Annotated in this window: 17 protein-coding genes; 9 read left to right on the top strand and 8 right to left on the bottom strand. The window is 72.3% G+C overall.

The features are described 5' to 3' along the window. Nucleotides 1–18 precede the first annotated feature (18 nt). From ABZ893_RS19185 to ABZ893_RS19165, 5 genes are read left to right on the top strand one after another with little or no spacing between them, the layout of a single operon-like run. Nucleotides 19–1,305 (top strand): condensation protein, encoded by a 1,287-nt coding sequence (locus ABZ893_RS19185; protein ID WP_361404744.1) that lies wholly within the window; start codon nt 19–21, stop codon nt 1,303–1,305. After that, entirely contained in the window at nt 1,302–2,033 is a 732-nt protein-coding gene (locus ABZ893_RS19180) for a class I SAM-dependent methyltransferase (protein WP_361404741.1), read from the top strand. Before ABZ893_RS19185 ends, ABZ893_RS19180 begins: the two co-directional genes overlap by 4 nt. 14 nt (nt 2,034–2,047) lie before the next feature. Further along, a complete protein-coding gene (locus tag ABZ893_RS19175; protein ID WP_361405756.1) occupies nt 2,048–2,977 on the top strand; it encodes a hypothetical protein in 930 nt (309 codons plus the stop codon). Further along, nucleotides 2,964–3,185, top strand: a complete 222-nt coding sequence (locus ABZ893_RS19170) for a Trm112 family protein (RefSeq protein WP_361404738.1) — start codon at nt 2,964–2,966, stop codon at nt 3,183–3,185. The genes ABZ893_RS19175 and ABZ893_RS19170 overlap by 14 nt, the downstream gene beginning before the upstream one ends. Before the next feature lie 45 nt (nt 3,186–3,230). Next, the gene (locus tag ABZ893_RS19165; protein WP_361404735.1) at nt 3,231–3,845 is read left to right on the top strand and encodes a hypothetical protein; all 615 of its coding nucleotides are present in this window, start codon (nt 3,231–3,233) and stop codon (nt 3,843–3,845) included. A 32-nt stretch (nt 3,846–3,877) separates the two neighbouring features. Here ABZ893_RS19165 and ABZ893_RS19160 read toward each other — a convergent pair whose 3' ends face one another. Then, nucleotides 3,878–4,720, bottom strand: a complete 843-nt coding sequence (locus tag ABZ893_RS19160) for a hypothetical protein (protein WP_361405753.1) — start codon at nt 4,718–4,720, stop codon at nt 3,878–3,880. 195 nt (nt 4,721–4,915) lie between these two features. After that, nucleotides 4,916–5,626, bottom strand: coding sequence for a FadR/GntR family transcriptional regulator (locus tag ABZ893_RS19155; protein ID WP_361404732.1), 711 nt, complete (start codon nt 5,624–5,626; stop codon nt 4,916–4,918). A gap of 168 nt (nt 5,627–5,794) precedes the next feature. On the opposite strand from ABZ893_RS19155, the gene ABZ893_RS19150 reads away from it, so the two are divergent. Further along, nucleotides 5,795–7,243 carry an acyl-CoA synthetase gene (locus ABZ893_RS19150; protein ID WP_361404729.1) on the top strand — a complete coding sequence of 483 codons (1,449 nt, stop codon included), beginning with the start codon at nt 5,795–5,797 and terminating at the stop codon, nt 7,241–7,243. Further along, on the top strand, nt 7,236–8,588 hold the full coding sequence (locus ABZ893_RS19145; protein ID WP_361404726.1) for a carboxyl transferase domain-containing protein: 1,353 nt from the start codon (nt 7,236–7,238) through the stop codon (nt 8,586–8,588). Before ABZ893_RS19150 ends, ABZ893_RS19145 begins: the two co-directional genes overlap by 8 nt. A gap of 418 nt (nt 8,589–9,006) precedes the next feature. Here ABZ893_RS19145 and ABZ893_RS19140 read toward each other — a convergent pair whose 3' ends face one another. From ABZ893_RS19140 to ABZ893_RS19120, 5 genes are all read right to left on the bottom strand, one after another. After that, on the bottom strand, nt 9,007–12,678 hold the full coding sequence (locus ABZ893_RS19140; protein WP_361404724.1) for a S8 family serine peptidase: 3,672 nt from the start codon (nt 12,676–12,678) through the stop codon (nt 9,007–9,009). 138 nt (nt 12,679–12,816) lie between these two features. Continuing rightward, the gene (locus tag ABZ893_RS19135) at nt 12,817–13,407 is read right to left on the bottom strand and encodes a hypothetical protein (RefSeq protein ID WP_361404721.1); all 591 of its coding nucleotides are present in this window, start codon (nt 13,405–13,407) and stop codon (nt 12,817–12,819) included. Continuing rightward, the gene (locus ABZ893_RS19130) at nt 13,404–14,915 is read right to left on the bottom strand and encodes a hypothetical protein (protein ID WP_361404718.1); all 1,512 of its coding nucleotides are present in this window, start codon (nt 14,913–14,915) and stop codon (nt 13,404–13,406) included. Before ABZ893_RS19130 ends, ABZ893_RS19135 begins: the two co-directional genes overlap by 4 nt. A 12-nt stretch (nt 14,916–14,927) precedes the next feature. Further along, on the bottom strand, nt 14,928–15,386 hold the full coding sequence (locus ABZ893_RS19125; RefSeq protein ID WP_361404716.1) for a hypothetical protein: 459 nt from the start codon (nt 15,384–15,386) through the stop codon (nt 14,928–14,930). A 178-nt stretch (nt 15,387–15,564) separates the two neighbouring features. Beyond that, nucleotides 15,565–16,842 (bottom strand): MFS transporter, encoded by a 1,278-nt coding sequence (locus ABZ893_RS19120; RefSeq protein ID WP_361405750.1) that lies wholly within the window; start codon nt 16,840–16,842, stop codon nt 15,565–15,567. Nucleotides 16,843–17,048: 206 nt separating this feature from the next. On the opposite strand from ABZ893_RS19120, the gene ABZ893_RS19115 reads away from it, so the two are divergent. Then, nucleotides 17,049–18,086 (top strand): rod shape-determining protein, encoded by a 1,038-nt coding sequence (locus ABZ893_RS19115; RefSeq protein WP_361404713.1) that lies wholly within the window; start codon nt 17,049–17,051, stop codon nt 18,084–18,086. 134 nt (nt 18,087–18,220) lie between these two features. Beyond that, a complete protein-coding gene (locus ABZ893_RS19110; protein ID WP_361405747.1) occupies nt 18,221–19,699 on the top strand; it encodes a GAF domain-containing protein in 1,479 nt (492 codons plus the stop codon). Between the two features lie 199 nt (nt 19,700–19,898). On the opposite strand, the gene ABZ893_RS19105 is transcribed toward ABZ893_RS19110, so the two are convergent. Continuing rightward, on the bottom strand, nt 19,899–20,945 hold the full coding sequence (locus tag ABZ893_RS19105; RefSeq protein WP_361405744.1) for a cytochrome c oxidase assembly protein: 1,047 nt from the start codon (nt 20,943–20,945) through the stop codon (nt 19,899–19,901). Nucleotides 20,946–20,973: the final 28 nt, after the last annotated feature.

Raw genomic sequence — 20,973 nt, 5'->3', positions numbered from 1 at the left:
CCCGCAGAAAGGATCGGCATGAGTGTGCCGACGCCCGTCGCGTCGCGGCGCGTTCCCTTTCCCGTGGTCGACGAGGTCACCCGGCACTGCCTCAGCGAGGAGGAGCCGGAGACCGTCCACATCGAGGCGCACCTGCCCGGCGTGCCGGACCCGGCGCGTCTGACGGCCGCGTTCACCGAGGCCCTGCGGCGTCACCCGCGCGTTCTGATGCGGGAGACGCCGGGCCCCTGGTACCGGCGCCGCTACGAGTGGGAGCTGACCCACGGCCCGGACGTGGACGTGGTCACCTTCCCGCCGCCCGGCCCTGACGCGCTCGCGGACGCCAGGGCCCGCGCGCTCACCCACGCCCCGCCGCTGACCGCGTCGCCGCCCATCCGTGTCGAGGTGACGCGGGCCGACGAGGAGAGCGGCGCCGTCCTCGTCCTCACCGTCAACCACACGGCCCTGGACGGCCCGGCCTGCCTGCGCGTCCTCGCCACGGCCGCCGAACTCTACGGAGGCCAGGACAACGCACCGGCCACACCACCCCCACAGCGCGCGCCGGCCGGTCCTCCCTCGCCCGGCCGGCGCGTCCCCTCCCCCTGGGTGCCGCCCGCCCGAGTCGCCCGCGGCGCCCCCGGCCCACGCCCCGGCAACGGGCTCCTCGTCGCGGACCTCCCCCTGCCGCGCCGCCCCGCCGGTGCCCCGTACACCGTCAACGACCAGCTCATGGCCGCCACCGCTCTGATGATCACGCACTGGAACGGGGAGCACGGCGCCCGCCCGCGTCCCGTGCGCGTCACGATGCCGGTGGACGACCGGAGCCGGGACGCCGACATGCCCATCGGCAACGGCACGCGGCTCGTCGAAGTCACCTTCGATCCAAGCGAGTTGGACGCGGACGCCGTACCGCTCCTGCTGCACCGCACCGCCGTCCGCACCCGCGCCCTCAAGGCCCTCGACCGGCCCCAGCTCGGCCACGGCGCCGCCCTCCTCACCGCCCCACTGACCCCCGTCGCCTGGCGCCGCGCCCTCACCCGGGGGCTGCGTAAGGCAGCCGGGCCCTGGACGTCGACGACGCTGCTCAGCAACATCGGCCGCGTCCCCTACCCCCTGGACTTCGGCGACGCGGGCCGCGCCCACGCCGTCTGGTTCTCGGCCCCCGCGCGGATGCCGCGCGGCCTGACCGTGACGACCGCGTCCACCGCGGGCCGGCTGCACCTCGCCCTGCGCTGGTCGGGCTCCCTGCTCGGCGCGGGCGACGGCGACCGTCTCCTCGGCCTGTTCGAGCACTACCTGCACGCGACCCAGGAGGCGACGCCATGACCACCACCTCCGCCCCGCCGGGACTGCGGGACTTCTACGAGGACCCGGCCACCCCGGTCGCCTCCGGCGAACAGCGCTCGCACCGCCAGGCCCGCGCCCTCGCCGCCGCACTCGGCAAACCCGCGCCCACCCCCTCCGTCGTCGTCGACATCGGCTGCGGCGACGGGCAGGCCGCGGCCGTCGCGGCGCCGTTCCTCGCGGGCCACCGCGTCATCGGCGTCGACTGGTCGCAGGACGCCCTCAAGCGGGCGGCGACCCATATCCCGCACGTCGTACGGGGTGAACTCACCGCGAGCGGGCTGCCGTTCGCGTCAGGATCGGCCGACGCCGTCCTGTTCAGCGAGGTCATCGAGCACCTCGTCGACCCCGACGCCGCGCTCGACGAGATCCGCCGGATCCTGCGCCCGGGCGGCCACCTCATGCTCTCCACGCCGAACCTCGCCGCCTGGTACAACCGCGCGCTGCTGCTCGCCGGCGTGCAGCCCGTCTTCTCGGAGGTCAGCCTGCGCGGGGTGCACGGCCGTCCCGGCACGGAGGTCGTGGGCCATCTCCGCCTCTACACGGCCCGCGCGCTCCGGTCGTTCGTGGCGGCGGCGGGCTTCGACGTCGTACGGGTCACGGGCGCGCCCTTCCACGGGGTGCCGCGCCCACTGCGCCCACTGGACCGGCTCGCGTGCGCGGCGCCGTCCCTCTCGTCGATCCTGCTGCTGCACGCCAGGAAGACGTGATCGACATGCCCCCGATGTGGTGGGGTGTCGGCGCGGCACTCGTGGCCAACGTCCTCTACAGCACCGGGTTCGTCCTGGAGAAACGGGCCCTCGCTTCCCTGCCCCAGGTGAGCGTGCGGCGCCCGGCCCGGCTGCTGCGGCTCGTCGCGGGCAGCCCGCTGTGGCTCGGCGGCTGCCTGGCGCTCGCGGCCGGGTTCGGGGCCCAACTCGCCGTCTACAGAACGCTTCCCATCGCCGCCGCGCAGGCCCTCTTCGTCTCGGGCCTCGTCCTGCTGCTGCTCCTGTCGTCGTCGCTGCTCGGCGAACGGACGACGGGCCGGGAGCGGTACGCGATCGCGGCGATCCTCGCCGCGCTCCTCATGGTCGTCCTCTCCCTGCGCCAGGGAGAGGACAACGTCAGCAAAGGCGCTCCCCCGGCCCTGATCCTCGGCGTCTGCGTGCCGACCCTCGCGACGGGCCTGCTCGTGTACGGCTGCGCCGAGCGCAGGACCCGCCGCCGCCACCGCCTGCCGACGGCCGGGGTCGAGTACGGGGTCTCGGTGGGCCTGCTCTACGGCGTGAGCTCCCTGGCGATCAAGGGGGTGGCCGGCTATCTGACGACCGACCGGCCCGTCACGGCGGTGCTGCATCTGCTGACCTCGCCCTATCCGTATCTCCTGCTCTGCACGGGCGGGTTCGGGCTCGTGATGTCACAGGCGGCGCTCCAGCGCTGCCGCGCCTCGCTGATCGTGCCGGTGTGCACGACGGTGACGTGCCTGTTCACGGCCGTGCTCGGGACGCTCGCGTTCGGCGAGTCGCTGCCGCGCGAACCGGTGGCCCTCGTCCTGCGCCTGGCCGGTACGGGGCTCGCCGTGTCCGTACTCCTCCTCATGCCGAAGCACGACAACTCGCCCCCTCAACCCCCCTCACCCGCCAAGGAGTTGGCCTCCCGTGAAGTCCGATGACCCGCTGCTGAAGATCCTGGCCTGCCCGCTCGACAAGGGCCCGCTGCATCTCCTCGCGCCCGGCGACACCGCCCTGCCCGCCCTGTACAACCCCAGACTGCGCCGCCGCTACCCGATCATCGACGGCATCCCCCAGCTGCTGCCCTCGTCGGGCGAACCGGTCCCGGACGACGAGCACGAACGCCTTGTGGGGCGGATGCCGTCCTGACGGTACGGGCCCAGTGTCGGGAGAAACGGGTCGCCCTGCGCGAGCATGAGCCGTATGTCAGCGCGACGCGGGCCCGCCCCCGCCGGTGAGCCGTTCACGGTCCTCGACTTCCAGCTGGTCCTGCTGCGGCGCATGGCGGACCACAACCCGGACCTGGTGGAGGACGCCCGCCGGGACCTCGGTGTGTCGGTGGCCCAGATGCGGGAGGCGAACCGCCGGTTCCAGGCCCGGCGTCACGCCCGTGGCCCGGCCACCGGCCGCTCGTTCCACCGCTCGTTCCTCGGCGCCCCCGACCAGCGAGTCACCCGGCAGATCGGCGACCTGACCTGCGAAGCCCTGCGGTGGCGAGTCCCGCTCTGGCCCGACCTGCTGTTCGAAGTGCTGACCGGGCCGAACGGCGCGGTGTGGAACGAGTGGCTGATCCGCGCGCCGGACGCCCCCGCACCCGTACTCCGTACGCTCGACGACCTGGCCCCATGGGCGTACACGGTCGACGAGGTGTCCGACGCGTTCCCGCCGGCCCGCCCGCTGGAGGGATCGGCGCCCACGCGCTGGGGCCTCGCCTTCATGGCCCCGGACGCGACGGGAACGCTGCGGGAGGTCCGGGCGGAGTTCACGTACGGGCTGCTCCAGCGGTGGACGGTGACGCAGGTCCCCTGACGGTCACCGGCTGACGCTGCCCCCTTGGGCGATCAACGGCTGACGTCAGCCGCCGCCTTCGCGATCGCCTCCGCCACGACCGGCAGGGACTCGGGGTGCACCTCGTTCAGGAACAACTGGGGCTCGACCAGCTCCAGTTCCATGACGCACGGCTGCCCGTCGTCCCCGTCGACCAGGTCCACGCGCGCGTAGAGCAGTTCGGGCGCGCCCGGCACGGCGGCCAACGCCCGTGCGGCGACGTCGAGTTCGGCGGCCGTGGGCTCCCAGGGCTCCAGGGACGGGTGCGGCACCTTGTCCGCGTCGTAGGCGAGGCCCGGTTCCAGGACGGCGGCCTTGCGGATGGCGTGCAGGTAGCGGCCGCCGTAGAAGAGGAGGGCGCGCTCGCCGGTCACGTCTATGTTCGCGACGTAGGGCTGCACCATCGCGGTCATCCCGTCGCCGTGCATCCGGGCCAGGTGGCGCAGGGCGGTGTCGCGCTCGCCGGACCCGTAGCGGGCGGCGAACCGTGAACCGGCGCTCGCCGTCGGCTTGATCACGTACTCGCCGTTCTCGGGCAGCTCGGGGGTGTCACCGGGGGCGAAGTAGCGGGTGGGGACGGTGGGCACCCCCTGCCGGGCCAGCTCACCGAGGTAGCGCTTGTCGGTGTTCCAGCGCACGACGTCGGCCGGGTTGGCGAGCCGGGTGACCGCCGAGCACCGGTCGGCCCACGCCACGAACTCGGCGAGGCGCCAGCTGTAGTCCCAGGTGGAGCGGATGACGGCGAGATCGAAGGCGGCCCAGTCGGCCGAGGGGTCGTCCCACAGCACCATCTCGGCCCGCACGCCGCGCTCGCGCAGCGCGTTCACGAGCAGTGGCAGGTCCCGGTCCTGCTCCATGCCGATCCGGCTGGTGACCAGTGCTGTCCGGCTCGTGCCTGCCTGGGGCGTGCCTGCCACGGGAACTCCTCGCGTTCGGTGCGGTCTGGTACGCGTCGTGTTCGTCGTACGCGTGCTGCGGCGCCCGTACGCGTACTGCTCGTCCCACGATTCGTACGAGTGCCGCCGCGGCAGGCTAACAACCGTGCCCGGCGCTTACGCGCCCTCTTCCGGATCCCAGTCCAGGAGCCGTACCTTCGCGACTGTCCGTACGTGGCGGCGCATGGCGGCGGCGGCCTGGGCGGGGCGGCCCGACTCGATGGCGTCGAGGATCGCCCGGTGCTGGGCGAGGGAGCGGGCGGGGCGGCGGGGCTGGCGCAGGGACTCGGTGCGGCTCTCGGTGACCTGCTCGGCGATGGACCGCATGAACTCGGCGAGCAGCGCGCTGTGGGCGGCGGCGGTGACCGCCGCGTGGAACAGGCGGTCGCCCTCGACGCCGTGGCCGCCCTCGTCGATGTCGGCGGCCATGCGGTCGAGCGCGGTGCGCAGCGCGGCCAGGTCCTCGTCGGTGCGGCGCTCGGCGGCCAGCTCGGCGAGCTTGGTCTCCAGGGCCTCGCGCGCCTCCAGTACGTCGGGCAGCCGGCGCCTGCGCTCGACCATGCGCTCGACGGGCTCGGCGTCGAGGCTGTCGCGCAGCAGGTACGTGCCGCCGCCGTGCCGGCTCTCGACGAGGCCCTGGACCTCCAGGACGACGATGGCCTGCTTCACGGAGGCGCGGCTGACACCGAGGCGTGCGGCGAGGTCGCGCTCGGGCGGCAGGCGGTCGCCGGCGCGCAGGCCGCCGTCGGCGACGTAGGCGCGCAGCCGGTCGAGGACCTGCTCGTACAGGCGCGGCCTGGCCGTCATGGGCCGCAGTGCGTCGGTCATCGGGGGTCCTCCTAGCTGGATGCGCAGCGTAACAGCGGGGCTGGTGACTGGCCCAGTGGCTGAACCAATCTTCCTCCGCATCCTTGACGCGCGGCCCGGAGCGCGCGCACATTGGTTCAGCCACTTGGCCACTGCTGCCCCCGTCGACCGCCGCTAGGAGCGCCACCCGTGTCTTCCCTCTTCCCCGCCCTGGCCCAAGATCCCGACCGCCCGGCCCTGCGCTTCGGCGACCGCTCCCTCACCTACGGGGAGCTGGCGTCGGCGGCCGGCGCGCTGGCCGCCCGTCTCGACGGCGCGACCCGGGCCGCCGTGTGGGCGACGCCCTCCCTGGAGACCGCCGTCGGCGTCGTCGCGGCGCTGCTCGCGGGCGTTCCGGCCGTGCCGATCAACCCGAAGTCGGGCGGCAGCGAGCTGGCGCACATCGTCCGGGACAGCGCGCCGAGCGTCGTCCTCGCCGCCCCCGGCACCGAACTCCCCGAGGCGCTCGGCGACCTGACCTTCATCGGCATCGACGTGAACGGGTCGGGCCCGGCGGTCGAGCGGCCGGAGCCGGACCTCGGCGCGCCCGCGTTCGTCATCTACACCTCCGGCACGACGGGCCCGCCGAAGGGCGCGGTCCTGCCGCGCCGCGCGGTCACCTCGACCCTGGACGCGCTCCAGGACGCCTGGGAGTGGACCGGCGACGACGTCCTGGTGCACGGCCTGCCGCTGTTCCACGTGCACGGACTGATCCTGGGCATTCTCGGCCCGCTGCGGCGCGGCGGCGCGGTGCGCCACCTGGGCCGTTTCAGCACGGAGGGCGTGGCGCGCGAGCTGGCCGGCGGGGCGACCATGCTGTTCGGTGTGCCGACGATGTACCACCGCATCGCGGAGTCGCTGCCGACCGAGCCGGAGTTGGTGAAGGCGCTGTCCGGCGCGCGGCTCCTGGTGTCCGGGTCCGCCGCGTTGCCGGTGCACGACCACGAGCGGATCGCCGCCGCGACGGGCCGCCGCGTCATCGAGCGGTACGGCATGACGGAGACCCTGATGAACACCAGCGTGCGGGCGGACGGCGAGGCCCGCGCCGGCACCGTCGGCGTGCCGCTGCCCGGCGTCTCAGTGCGCCTGGTGGAGGACGACGGCGTCACGGAGATCCCGGCCGGCGACCCGGAGGCCGTCGGCGAGATCCAGGTCAGGGGCCCGAACCTGTTCACGGAGTACCTGAACCGGCCCGACGCGACGGCCGGCGCGTTCGCCGAGGGCGGCTGGTTCCGTACCGGCGACATGGCTGTCCGCGACCTGGACGGCTACGTCCGCATCGTGGGCCGCAAGGCGACCGACCTGATCAAGAGCGGCGGCTACAAGATCGGCGCGGGCGAGATCGAGAACGCGCTCCTGGAGCACCCGGGCGTGCGCGAGGCCGCCGTCACCGGCGAGCCCGACGACGACCTGGGCGAGCGCATCGTGGCCTGGATCGTGCCCGCCGACCCGGAGCAGCCCCCGGCCGCCGACGTGCTGGCCTCGCACGTCGCCGACCGCCTCGCGCCGCACAAGCGTCCGCGCGTGGTGCGCTACCTGGAGGCGCTGCCGCGCAACGACATGGGCAAGATCATGAAGCGGGCGCTGCCCCGTGACTGACACCGCGCGGCTCTCCGCCCGCGAGGTCGTCGCCCTCGTCGCGGACCCCGGCACCTTCGGCGAACTGCCCGCCCCCGAGGGCAAGTACGGCCCCGACGGGCCGCTCGCCTGGGAGGGCTACGACGACGCGCGGGCGCGGGCCACCGCACGCACCGGCGAGGACGAGTCCGTGGTGTGCGGGACGGCGTCCGTCGGCGGGACCCGGGCCGTCCTCGTGTCCTTCGAGTTCGGCTTCCTCGGCGGCTCGCTCGGCGAGCGCACCGGGGACCGCATAGAGGCCGCGTACACCTACGCCCGTGAGCACCGACTGCCGGTCGTGCCCTTGGTCGCGACGGGTGGCAGCCGGATGCAGGAGGGGATGCGGGCGCTGACCCAACTCCAGCGTGTGGCACGGCAGTCGGTGCTCACACGGGAGGCCGGGCTCGCCCAGGTCGCGGCCCTGCGGGATCCGACGACGGGCGGCGGCTGGGCCACGCTCGGCGCGGGCGCCGACGTGATCGTCGCGCTCGAAGGGGCGCAGGTGGGCTTCGCGGGCTCGCGGGTCAGGCCCGCGGACGCGGACCCGGAGGCGTACACGGCGCGCGGCCAGTTCGCGGCCGGTGCGGTCGACGCCGTGGTGCGCCCGGACGACCTGGCGGGCACCCTCGCCCAGTGGCTGCGGCTGCTCACCCGCCCGTCCGCCGATCCCGCCCCGGTCCCGTACGCGCTCGGCCGCGGTGACCTGCCCGCGACGGGACGGGAAGCCGTGCGGCGTGCCCGTGCAGCCGAACGGCCGCGTGCCGAGGCCTACTTGGACGCGTACTTCACGTCCCGGGCGGCCGTCAGCGGCGACCGTTGCGGCGGTACCGACGACGGGATGCTGTGCGGCTTCGGGGAGAGCGCGCGGGACGGGCGGACGATCGCGTACGCCGCACAGACGGGCACGGCGACCCGGCCGGCGGGTTACCGGACGGCGACGCGCCTGGTGCGGCTGGCCGGGCGGCTCGGCGTACCGGTGCTGACGCTGGTGGACACGCCGGGTGCGGCCAATGACGCGGAGGCGGAGCGAGCGGGGCAGGGTGCCGCGATCGCGGACCTGTTCACGGCGCTCGCCGCGTCGCCGGTCCCGGTGACGACGCTGGTCGTCGGCGAGGGCGGCTCGGGCGGTGCGCTCGCGCTCGCCGCGCCGGACCGCACATGGGCGACGCCGGACAGCTACTTCTCCGTGATCGCGCCCGAACTCGCCACCGCGATCCTCAAGCGCGACCCGGCGGAAACGGACGCGACGGCCGACCAACTGCACGTCAGGCCCCAGGACTTGGAGGACCTGGGCGCTGTGCGGGGCATCGCGGGGACGGCGCCCTGAGGTATCCGGCGAGGGTCGGCGGGGACCCCGGTGGGGACCCCAGTGGGACAACGCAAAAACGAACAGGCGAGCAGTTGTTCCCTGGAACAGGTGATCGTTCCGCCAGGAATTGCATGAGGCCGTGGTGACCAACGATGCTTACGGTGCGCAAGCGACGGGCTGCAGACCGTAGTTGCGAATCCCGGTCCATGTCCCATACGTGGCCGGTGAGTTGGTCCCACTCAGCAACATCGCAAGGAGAACGCAGCACCATGAACATCATCACCGACATCCTCGCCGGCATCGCCCACTTCCTCGGCTGGCTCATCTGACGCCAACCCCGCGAAGCCACGCGGAGTCACAGCAGCGGCGCCGTCTCCCCCGGTCCCACGGGGAGGCGGCGCCGCCGCTTTCTGCATCAACTATCCCTGCTACGGGCCTACTTCACGCCCACCGCACGGATGATCTCCTGCGTGACCGAGCCGCCCCGGTCATCGCTCGCGGAGGCCCGCAGCGACACGAACTTCGCGTCACCCGGCACATCGAGCGTCCCCTTCCAGGACGCGCCGGTCCCGTCGAGCGCGACCTTCGTCCAGGTCTGCCCGTCGTCGTACGACACCTCCAGCTTGCCGCCGCCGATCTTCCCGGTGTCCGGGGCGCCCTTGACGTACTCGGAGTAAATACCGACGGGGATCGACTGCCCGGCGGGGATGTTGCCCGCGAGGTCGGTGTCGACGTCGAAGCCGAGGTTCAGCAGCGGCAGGAACGTGTACCGGTCATTGGGGGTCTCGGAGGACTTGAACGTCCACTCGGCGTGGCCCTTCGTCGACAGCTTCCAGCGCTCCGGGTCGAGCGTGGTGTCGGTGACGACCTTGTAGGTGTGTTCGGCCGGGTCGGCGTCCCACACGTACACGCCCGAGCTCTTCCGCTTGTCCTTCTGCACCCCGTCGACGTACACGGCGGAGTTCTGGTTCATGGACGGGTCGTTCCACACGTCGCCGAAGCCGGTGTGGTCGGGGCCCGAGTCGCCCCAGCCGGGCACGTTGAAGCGGAGCTGGTTGCCGGCGCGCTGCTGGCCCCAGCCGAGACCGGTGCCCAGCCACGGGTGCCAGACCGGCTTGAACCAGTTCAGCTGCTGACGCGTGCCGCCCTTGTAGGTGACCAGGCCGCTGCGCTCCTCCAGTTCGAGCTGGCCGGTCGTCACGGACTCGTGCCACTTCTGGCCGGGGCCGGTGGAGACGTAGTCGGTGCGCTCGGCCGGGAAGTCGATCGCCTCCAGGTAGCCGAGACCGACGGGGAAGTCGTCGGTGAGCGAGAAGCGGAACTCGCCGCCGGGCTGCGGCTCCACCGAGTGGAACTTGGCGTTCAGGGTGGCGAGTTCACTCTCCTTGGGCCGGTAGGTGAGGCTGCCCTGCGGCACGGCCCCCTTGTGCTGGTCCGTGAGGTCGTACACCCAGGGGGTGTTCTTCGTGCCGGTCATGACGATGCCGCGGCCCGCCTTGGCGTCGGCGGCGAGTTTGGCACCGTCGGCGGCGTCGACCGAGGCGACCTGCAACGGACGGTCGTCCATGCTGTCGTCGAAGCCGAACCATTCGCTGAGCCGGCCGGGCTCGTCATCGGTCACGAACAGCGCCTTGACGCCCGCGTCCTGGGCGGCCTGGGCCATCTGCGCCGGGGTCAGCGCGGCACTCATGCGCACCAGGACGGCCTTGCCGCGCACGTCCTTGCCCACGTAGTCGGCGGGGGCGCCGATGCCCAGGTCGACGAGGTCGAGCTTGCTGCGGCCCTCGACCAGCGTGGTACCGACCTGCGGAAACGCCTCGCGCACGCCGTCGACCTGGAGCCGCGGCTTGCCGAGCCGCCACACGGTGCGGTACTCGAAGCTGCCGTCGCCGACCTGCGCCGTGGGCGCCGCGAAGATGCTGTCGTACATGAGCGGCACCATGACGGCGCTCATGTAGTTCGCGCCGCCGCTCTTGCGGTCGGCCTCCATGATGAGCCGCCGGGTCTGGGTGGTCCGGCCGACGTCGGCCTTGACCTCGCGCAGCTTGCGCCCGTCGAGAGTGATCTCACGGTCGCGGTCGAGCTTGATGCCGGGGTCGGCCAGGTAGCCGATGCCGAGCGAGTCCTTGCCGAGGCTGCCGCGCACGTCGAGGTAGGACTCGACGTAGTAGGAGCCGGGCTCGAGGCGCAGCTTGAGGGTGCCGGACTCACCGACGGTGGCGGGGAACGGGTCGGTCCGCGCGGTGAGTTGCTGCACGCCGAGGTGCGCGGCGGTCGGTGCGCCGTCGCGGTCCTTCACGTGGATGGTGAGCGTGTACCGCTCCTCCTCCTTGACCATGCCGAACGCCGTGTGCGCGACGGGCTGCCCGGCGACGGACGCCACGACCTGCCCGCTGGTGTTCCCGACGGCGGCCTTGGTGCCGTCACCGGTGACGGTCGTGGAGGCGGTGCCGTGCGCGGGCACGGTGAGCTTGCTGTCGCCGAGCGAGACGACGCCGTCGGGAGCGCCTTGAGCAGCCAGGCTCAACTCCACCGCGCTGTCACCGGAGTTGGAGTACGTGATGGTCTTCGCGACCGGCTTGTTGCTCTCGTACGGCCACTTGAAGAAGCCGAGGTCGGCGCTGCCGGTCGCGGTCACCTCGGCGGTGACGGCGTCGGGCACGCTGACGCGTCCCGCACCCAAGTCGTAGACGGAGTCGGTGAGTTGCTTGGACGTCGACATCAGCGCGTCCTTGAGCTGCGCGCCGGTCCAGTCGGGGTGCTTCTCGGCGAGCAGCGCGGCGACACCCGCGACGTGCGGCGTCGCCATCGACGTACCGCTCAGGCTGGTGTACGAGCCGCTGCCGGGGATGAGCGAGGAGCGGGCGGCGAGGATGCCCACGCCCGGGGCGGACAGGTCGGGCTTGAGCGCGTTGTCGCCGTAGCGCGGGCCCTTGCTGGTGAAGTACGCGGCCTGGTCGTTGGAGTCGACGGCGCCGATGGTGAGGGCGGAGTCGGCGGCGCCGGGCGAGCCGACGGAGCCGGCGTAGCCGGAGTTGCCCGCGGCGATGACGAAGAGGGCGCCGGTGTCCTTGGACAGCGAGTTCACGGCGGCGGCCATCGGGTCGGTGCCGTCGCTGGGCTCCGTCGAGCCGAGGCTCATGGAGACGACCTTGGCGTGTATGTCCTTGGCGGCCCACTCCATACCGGCGATGATCTCGGACTCGCTGCCGAAGCCCTGGTCGCTGAGGACCTTGCCGACGGCGAGGGTGGCGCCGGGCGCGACGCCCTTCTCCTTGCCGTCGGACGCGGCACCGCTGCCGCCGACGGTGGAGGTGACGTGGGTGCCGTGTCCGTTGCGGTCCGCGACCTCCTGGCCGGCGATGAACGACTTGGACTCGGTGACCCGGGACGCGAGGTCGGGGTGCGTGCCGTCGTAACCGGTGTCGAGGATCGCGACCTTGACGCCCTTGCCGGTGAGCCCGGCCTCCCAGGCCTTCGGGGTGCCGATCTGCTCGTTGCTCTGCGCCATGTCGGCCTTGACGCGCCCGTCGAGCCAGATCTTGCTGATACCGTCGGCAAATCCCTTGCCCTTGGCGGCAGTTGCGCCCTTCCAGAAGGCACGGCCCTTGTGCGCGTCGACAGCGGCGCCGTCGATGCTCTTCAGGGTGTGGGTGTGTTCGGCGCCCTTCGGAGTGCGTGCGGCCCTGCCTCCGTACGACACGATGAGCGGCGTGGCGTCGGCCTTGGTGTCGCTCAGCCCCTGACGTATCAGCTCGCTCACGTCGAAGAGGCGCGCGTCGAGGGTTCCGGCGGCCAGGTAGGGCGCGGCTTCGTCGGGTATGACGGTGATCTTGCCGTCGGAGACCTGGGTCCTGACGGCGCCGGTGGCGCCCTTGGCCCGGTCGACGGTGACGGTCTTCTTGCCGCCTCCGACATCGGTGACGGTCACCTTGTCGCCGGTCACCAGGGTGACGGTGTGGGCGGCACGGGCGGCGGGTGTGGTGGCGGTGGCGGGAGGGGTGGCGCCGTCGCTGCTGCCGGCGATCGCCTGCGCACCCGGAAGCAGTGCGAGCGCGAGCCCGGCCGACAACAGGGCGGCGCCCCGTCTCGCTGGTCCTCTGGTCATCGTCGCCTCTCTTCTCAGGCCCGGTCGGGGGTGTGACCCGAGCGCTGCGAAGAGTGTGAAGTGCCCACAGTTACAGGGAAATTGGGGCGACTTGGCGGGAAGGCGCCCTGGCGCCTTCCCGCCAGAAATCCGGAAACCTCAGCCGGCCGGCGCGGCCGGCAACGGGCTGATCCCGGGCTCGAAATGCGACCGGACGTAGATGCGGGTGCGGTCGGGGGTGTACTGGTGGGCGTAGAGGTCGACGCAGCGCTTGAGGTGCGCGCCGTTGGGGTCCTTGGTGTCACCGGGGCAGAGGCCGCCGATGAGCATGTTCTTCACCAGGGTGTCCGGCTCGGGCAGTCCGAGGTGCTCGAAGCTCGCCTCCTGACGCGAATCGTCCTTGGCCGGATGGAAGTTACGGATCATCTCCGTGCCCTTGGGTCGCAGCGGATCCAGATAGGCGTCCGCCTCTTGCCTCGGCAGCGTGAAGGTGAGCAGCCCGATGTCCCACCGCGACTTGACGCGGTACGCGGCCTGCCGGTCGGTGGCGTCCTCGGGCACGCCGAGCCCCATCTGGTCCGCCATCCAGTCCGGAGTGATCCCCTCGGCCCACCTGGACTGAGCATCCTCACTCTTCATCACATCGTCCGCCGCGCGGTCCAGCAGCCAGAAGAAGCCCGTCACCCCGACGACGAGCAGCACGACGAAGGCCACGATGGCCGCGATCAACGTCCGACGCCGTCCGGTCATCGGTCGCCCGCCCATCCGTCCGAGAGCCCCGTGCGGTCCTGCTGTTCTCGACCAGGGTCCAGCCGGTCGTCCGCTCGATCGTGCTCGGGTCCGGGCAGCGGGTCGCTGTTGGGCGCCGACGTGCCCAGGTCGTAGTGCTTGACCGTGCTGCTGCCCCGCATGTCGAACTCCTGGGCTTCACCGGCCCGGTGCAGCTTGGCCATGTCGCCGTCGGGGATCTTCAGCGGTCCTACGTCCACACCCTTGCCCTCGTCCCAGTTGTAGCGGTCCCAGACGTTGGCCTGGTAGTCGACGGAAATCTTCGGGTTGCCGTTCGCATCGGGCACGGCAGTCACGACACCGGTCACGTTCGAGTTGGTGCCGCCCACGGCGAAGTACCAGTTCGGATCCAGGTCTTCGCTGAAGTAGAAGCCCCTTTCGGCCTTGACCTGGACGGGCAGAGCGACCGGCTTCCCACCGTTCCGCTTGAACTCTTCGAGGGCCTCTGTACGCCAGTCGCCCTGATGGTGCCGCACGATGTCCTCGATGTAGTGGTTGAACTCGGGCACGTCCTCCATCATCTTGTCGACCGGCAGCTTCATCTCATTGCCGGTGTTGCCCAGGTAGTGCGACATGTGCCGGGCCGCGTCGGTCATGCCTTGCATGTCCGCCCCCTGCACGAGCAGTTCCATCTTCCGCTTCGTGGCCCATTCGTCGAAGCCCGCCGACTCCGAGTCGTACTTTCCGGCCCCCGCGTCCATGGCGACCCGCTGCGCCGTCGTGCTCATGATCCCCGCCGCCATCAGATCGTCCTTGTGCGCCAGCCAGAGCTGCCCTCGCGCCCCGGGGCTGAGCGACTCCCACAGCCGTCGCAGTTCGGCCCGCTGCTTCGGATTCGCGTCCTCGCCGAGCCCGGCGAGTTTCATCGCACGCGGCAGCTGCTCCTCGTCTAGCGACGTGTACTTGGCGTGCCCCGCGTTGTGTAGATCGTTCCCGTGGCTCTTGCGCAGGGCGCGCTGCGCGGCGGCGTCGACCTCGGCGGCGTGCGTGACGATGCCGGTGAGTGTGTCGGCGTACCACTGGAGGCGGTCCCGTGTGCGCTGGTTGGGCCCCTCGGGCGTGCACATCGCCTCCATGACCTTCACGGTGCCGTTCGGCCCGTCGGTCACGATGAACGCGGGGTCCGGCGGCTGGCGGGACGGGTCGCCCTTACCGGCCGACTCCGTGAGGTTCTTGGCCCGGTGCTGATAGTGCGTCAACTCGCTGTGCGCGTCGGTCAGGACACTGGCGATGCTCAGGGCCTCGGCGTGCAGGTCAGTGAACTCCTTGGCCGTCTTGCGGACGAAGTCCTTGGTCACGGTGGCGTTGGCGCCCTGCCAGTGCGCCCCGTCGGACTTCTTGACCAGGCCGTCGCGGACATCGGTCGCGAGTTTCGCGAGCTCGCCCGCCATCGTCTTCCAGTCGGACGCCGCGGTGCCCAGCTTTCCCAGGTCCATGGAGATGAGGTCCGAGTAGGAGAGGTGTGCCATGGAGACCGCCCCCTACCTGAAGTAGCCGTCGAGCGCCGACACGGGCAGCGGTCCCGTCCGGCCACGGACATCGGCGGCGATCCGGGCGTCGTCGTGGGCGTGCATCTTCTTGCTGTAGTCCAGGTGGTTCGAGATGTGCCCGCACGCCTGGAGAACGGACTTCACCTGCGAGGTCCACATCTCCACCGTCGTCGCCAGCTCGGAGCCGAGCGCGAAATGGTGACTCTTCAGCGCGGCGGCGGCCCGCATCGTGGACCCGGCCCCGTCCTTGTCCGCACCGGCCCCCGCGATGTCGGCCCGCTTCCGCAGTTCACCGTGAAGGATGAACGCCTCGTGCCCCACCGCGCCCAGGTCGTCCTGCCGTACGACGAGATCACCGCCGCCCGCGGGTTCCGCCTGGTTCAGCTGTGTCCGTACCGTCCGCCGTTCCGACACGGCGTCCTTGCTCTGCTGCCACTCGTCCCAGGCCATGTATCCCCCGTAACACACGTCACCCGTTCCGGGCGCGCCGGTCGAGCGCGCCTCCGACCTGCGTCAACTTACCCACTCTTTGCCAAGTGCCGTACAAACCAAGGGACTTCGTTACGGACTCAGGACTCAGGGGATACGAGCCGGGGTCACCCGGGCACGGCCGCGCCGCCGCCCCTCCTCACGCCTCCGGCGCCCGCCCGTCGTACCTCAAGAACCTCCGCGACCGCGCCGCCAGCAGCAGCACCCCCGCCACACACGCCACGCCCCCACCAGTGATCGCCACCGTCGGAGACGACAGGTCGGCGACCGTGCCCGCGATGAAGTCGCCGAGGCGGGGGCCGCCCGCGACGACGACGATGAACACGCCCTGGAGGCGGCCCCGCATCTCGTCCGGCGCCGCCACCTGAAGCATCGTGCCGCGGAACACCATCGAGACCGTGTCCGCGCAACCGGCGAGCGCGAGGAAGACCAGGCCGAGCCAGAGGTTCCGGGTCAGGCCGAACACGGCGATCGCGAGACCCCACGAGCACACCGCGAGCACGATCGCCAGGCCGTGCCGGTGCACGTGGCCCAGCCACCCCGAGAACACCCCGCCGAGCAGCGCGCCCACCGCCGGCGCCGCGACGAGGAGGCCGGTGGTGCGCGCGTCACCGCCGTACCAGAGCAACGCGACAGCCGGGAACAGCGCGCGCGGGTGCGCGAGGACCATCGCGCACATGTCGGTGAAGAAGGTCATCCGGAGGTTGGGCCGCCCGGCCAGGAACCGCAGGCCGTCCACGACCGAGGCGCGCTTCCGCCGCTGCCCGTCGGGCGTGTCCGGGAGCATCGCCGGCAGCCGCCACATCGCGTACAGCGCCGCCGAGAAGGCGACCGCGTCGATCAGGTACGCCGTCTGGTAGCCCCACACGCCGACGACGAGGCCGCCCAGCATGGGGCCGACGAGGGTGCCGGAGGTGGTGGTCATGGAGTTCAGCGCGTTCGCCGCCGGCAGGTGTTCCGGCGGGAGCAGGCGCGGGATCATCGACGTACGCGCCGGGGAGTTCAGCGCCCCGCACACCGCCTGGAGCGCCACGACGCCGTAGAGCAGCCACACCCGGTGGTACCCGGCGAGCGCCGCCACCGCCAGCGCGACCGACAGCGCGCACGAGCCGCAGGCGCTGTACAGCCCGAGCTTTCGGCGGTCCACCGTGTCCGCGATCGCACCCCCGTAGAGCCCGAAGACGACCAGCGGGACCAGGGAGAACAGGCCGACGAGGCCCACCGAGAAGCTGGAGTGCGTGATGTCGTAGACCTGCAACGACACCGCCAGCGCGGTCATCGCCTGGCCCGTCCAGGACACCGTGTTGCCGACCCACAGACGCCGGTAGTCGACGGAGATACGCAGCGGGGTCAGATCGGCGAGAATCCGGCGCCGCCCGCCCGCTCGTTGCCCCTCCGCCGGGCCGGCGTCGGATATGCCGGGGGTATCGGGGACGTCCGTCTTGCCTGGAGATGCGGGGTTGCTGGTCACAGGGGATGCTAACAACGGCCCGCAAGACCACCCGTACGGCGGAACCCCGCCCGGCGCATTCCAGCGCGCGCGCCGCCCGCCGCCGCCGCACGATTCCAAGAGGGCCGCCACCCGGCGTCCCGTCACGGTCTGCGCTCTCGGGAGGATCTGCCATGACCGTCAGTCTGGAGCAGTTGCGCCGCTGCCATCTCGCCGTCGACCTGGGGGCCGCGAGGACCCGGGTGTTCGTGAAGGGCGCGGGCCTCGTCGTCGACGAGCCGAGCGCCGCCGCCGTCAACACCCGCACCGGCGCCCTGATCGCCGTCGGTGAGCTCGCCGAGAAGATGACCGGCCGCACCCCGGACTACATCCGCGTCGTGCGCCCCGTCTCCGGCGGCACCGTCGTCGACATCGACATGGCGCAGCGCATGTTGCGTCACCTCATCGGCGAGAAGCTGCGCAGAACTCTGCGCCGCAAGCCCCGGCTGCGCGCCGCCGCCTGCACCCCGCACGACGCGGACCCGCTGGCGCAGCGCGCGGCGGTGGAGACCCTGGTCGGCCTTGGTGCCCGCCGCGTCGAACTCGTCGACACCCTGATCGCGGCCGCCGTCGGCTGCGGCCTGCCCGTCGAGCGCCCCGAAGCCACGATGATCATCGTGTGCGGTGCGGCGACGACGCAGATCGCCGTACTGTCGCTGGGCTCGATCGTGACGGCCGAGCGCATCCCGGTCGGCGGCGACGCCATCGACCACGCGGTGGTCCAGCACCTGCGCCAGCACCACGAACTGATGCTCCCCAGCCAGTCCGTACGCCCCTTGCAACTCGCCCTCAGCGGCAACGGCCTCACCCCGCACGGCCCGGAGTCGACGGAGATCCACGGCCGGGACGTGGCGACCGGCCTGGCGCGCTCGGTGCACGTCGACACGGCGGCCGTGCGGAACGCCATCCACACCCCGCTGACCGCTGTCCTCGACGGCATCGGCAAGGTGCTGCGGGACTGCCCGCCCGATCTGGTGGCCGACCTCGCCGACCGCGGGATCATGATGGTCGGCGGCAGCGCGCTGCTGCCCGGCTTCGACCAGATGCTCCGCGAGGCCACGGGGGTGCCGGTGCACATCGCCGAACGCCCGGACGTGTGCGCGGTCCTCGGCCTCGGGGCGATGCTGGAGGGCAAGATCCAGCCCCTCACCCTCAACCCGCTGGCCGGCTGAAGGGGGCGGCAGATCCCGAAGAGGTACGGGACCGGGAAGCCGGCCGAGTGACGACCGTAGAAGCCGACGACTCCGAGGCGCCGCCCGTCCCCGTCCCACGGGACACGGCCCCCGCCGCCGGGTCCGCCCGCGGGCTGCGCGACACCCTCCAGCACGTGGTGGACAGCGCGGCCGAGCTGACGGGCGCAGACCACGGAGTCCTCGCCGTCGTCGACCCGGGCCACGGCGCGGTGGTCCTCCGCGTCACCTCGGGCACGCCTGCCCTCCGGGCGCCCGGCTGCCCCCTGCCGGCCGCACCCGAGGAGGGCCAGGAGGGCCAGGAGGACCGGACGGGTTACGCAGATCAGACGCGCGGCGAGCCCGGCGAACCCCACATGGCCGCCGCCCCCTTCCCCGCCGCACAGCACCCCACCCTCACCGTCCCCGTGGGCGTGCACGGCGACGTGTCCGGCCGCCTCAGCCTCTCCCACCACCGCCCCGGCGCCCGCTTCGGCGCCGACGACCACGACCTCCTGCGCGCCCTCGCCACCCAGGCGGGCATCGCCATCGCCAACGCCCGGCTGTGCGAGGCGGCCCGGCAGCGGGAGCGCTGGATCGAGGGCGCCTCCGCCGTGACCCGGGCCCTGCTCACGGGCGAGCCCGCGTCCGACGCCCTGATGACGGTCGCCGAACGGGCCCGTCTCCTCGCCGACGCCTCCGCCGGCGTGATCCTCCAGCCCACCCCGGCCGGCGGCATGGAGATCGTCGCCGCGTCCGCGTCGGTCGACCCCGAGGACCTGCTCGGCGCGACGATCGAGCCGGGCAGCGCGGTCCTGGAACAACTCCTCGGTGGCGAACCGGTGTTCATCGCGGACTCGGCCACGGACCCCCGCATGACCACCCGGGTGCGCTCCCGCTTCGGCCCGAGCATGATGCTGCCGCTCCAGTCCGGCGGCCGCCTGATCGGCACGCTCGCGCTCCCCCGTGAGCGCGGCGGACGCCCGTACACGTCGGTCGACCGGCTGCTCGCCATGCAGTTCGCGTCGCAGGCCGCGCTCGCCCTGGTCCTTGCCGACGCCCAGCAGAGCCGGGAGCGGCTGGCGGTGTGCGAGGACCGCGACCGCATCGCCCGCGACCTGCACGACCTGGTCGTACAGCGCCTTTTCGCGACGGGCATGATGCTCGAGTCCACCCAGCGCCGGGCGCGCCGCAACGACGTACGCGACACCATCGGCCGGGCCGTCGACGAGCTGGAGTCGACGATCCAGGAGGTCCGCACGGCGATCTTCGCGCTCCAGCAGCCGCCGGCCGAGGCCCCCACGACGTTCCGCGGCAAGGTCCTGCGCGAGACGGCGGGCGCCTCGGCGGTGCTCGGCTTCCAGCCGTCGGTACGGTTCGCGGGGGCCGTGGACGCCCGCGTGACGGACCCGGTGGACACCCAGCTCATCGCGGCCCTCCGCCGCGCCCTGGCCACCGCCTCACGCCGCCCGCACTGCTCCCGCATCGACGTCACGGTGGACGCCCGCACCACCCTGCCGAACGGCAGACCGGGCCTCCGCCTCACGGTCCACGACGACGGGGAGACGGAGAACGGCGCCACCGGCACGACCCTGACGTGGCAGTCCCCGCTCTGACCGGGTTCCGGCATCCGGATGAACGCCCTCGGCCCCGGCGCCGTCGACACCGCGCCCCCGGGCGCCCGGTGATCGGACGTTCCGTCCCCGCAGCCAGACAGGCAGCAGCGGCCGAACGAACCCCACTCAGCGTCGGACAGTTCATGGCGGCGTATTACCGGACCATGATCCACCAGCCGAGATCATTTGAAGACACCACCTAACGCCCCCGCCGGAACCGCTCGCCCACCTCGCCCTGATCCGTCTCCCACCAGGGGCGCATCAGCTCAGGCCCGGAGGCGTCCGGTTCAGGGGAGCTTTTCGTCTCGTCCTGCACGGCGGTGGGCGCGGCCGCGCCCTCAGTCGCCGCCGGGGCGGCCACCGCCATCTCTCGGTCGAGCTGCGCGTCCAGCACCACCGTCTTCTGCCGCTCGTCGCGCACCCACTCCACGAACACCGCGATCAGGAACGGCAGCCCCACCAGCTCCGCGATGGTCAGCATCAGCCCGCCGCCCAGCATCTGGTCCTGCTGCGGGCTCGGGTCCCACGGCCGGTGCTGCGAGGCGTACCAGCCGCCGGCGATCAGCGTCCCGCTGGTCATCACCACGATCCCGGGCACCGCGTCCACCAGACCGTCCACAAACACCAGCAGCGCCCGCACCGGGTGGCTGCACCACGACGGCAGCAGCTCCTCCCGGGTCAGCATCGGCAGCACGAAGAGGCTCCCGACGACCAGCAACTGCAGATACATCAGCTCATGCACCGAGCCGTGCCGCAGCGCCGTCGGGAAGTACGGAGTGAAGTAGATCGCCAGCTCCGAGGAGAGCACCAGAACCGTGCTGACCAGCGGAAACGTCAGGAAGCGGAGGAGCCGGCCGGAGAGCATGGCACGCACCAGACGGGACGCGCGCCGTTCCGGCGGCAGCGCCCGCAGCGCCAGCGACAGCGGGTCCCCCAGCGCCAGGCCCAGCGGCGCGATCAGGTCCAGCACGATGTTCTGCACGGCGGCCGGCCAGAACAGCTCATGGTCGTAGACCGCCAGCCCAGACATCGTCGCCACCGCGATCGCGCCCAGCCCGACCCCGGCGAACGCCACCGTTCGGGCCACCGGCCAGCGCTCCCCGCGCCGCGCCAGCCGCACCACGCCCCAGGCGTAGAGGCCGCCGAAGACGAGGATCAACGCCAGCGCGTACGGGTCGGTCTGCCAACTCTCGAGCAGGTTCCCGGCGGTCGGCTCGGGCAACCCGGCCGCGAGGACGGTGGGCACGTGCGCCGCGCCCACGGCCGCGGCAAGG

This window comes from Streptomyces sp. NPDC046821 (assembly GCF_040645335.1).
Classification (GTDB): domain Bacteria; phylum Actinomycetota; class Actinomycetes; order Streptomycetales; family Streptomycetaceae; genus Streptomyces.
Note: the sequence above shows the minus strand (reverse complement) of the source record. Positions and strands in the feature narration are given on the sequence as shown.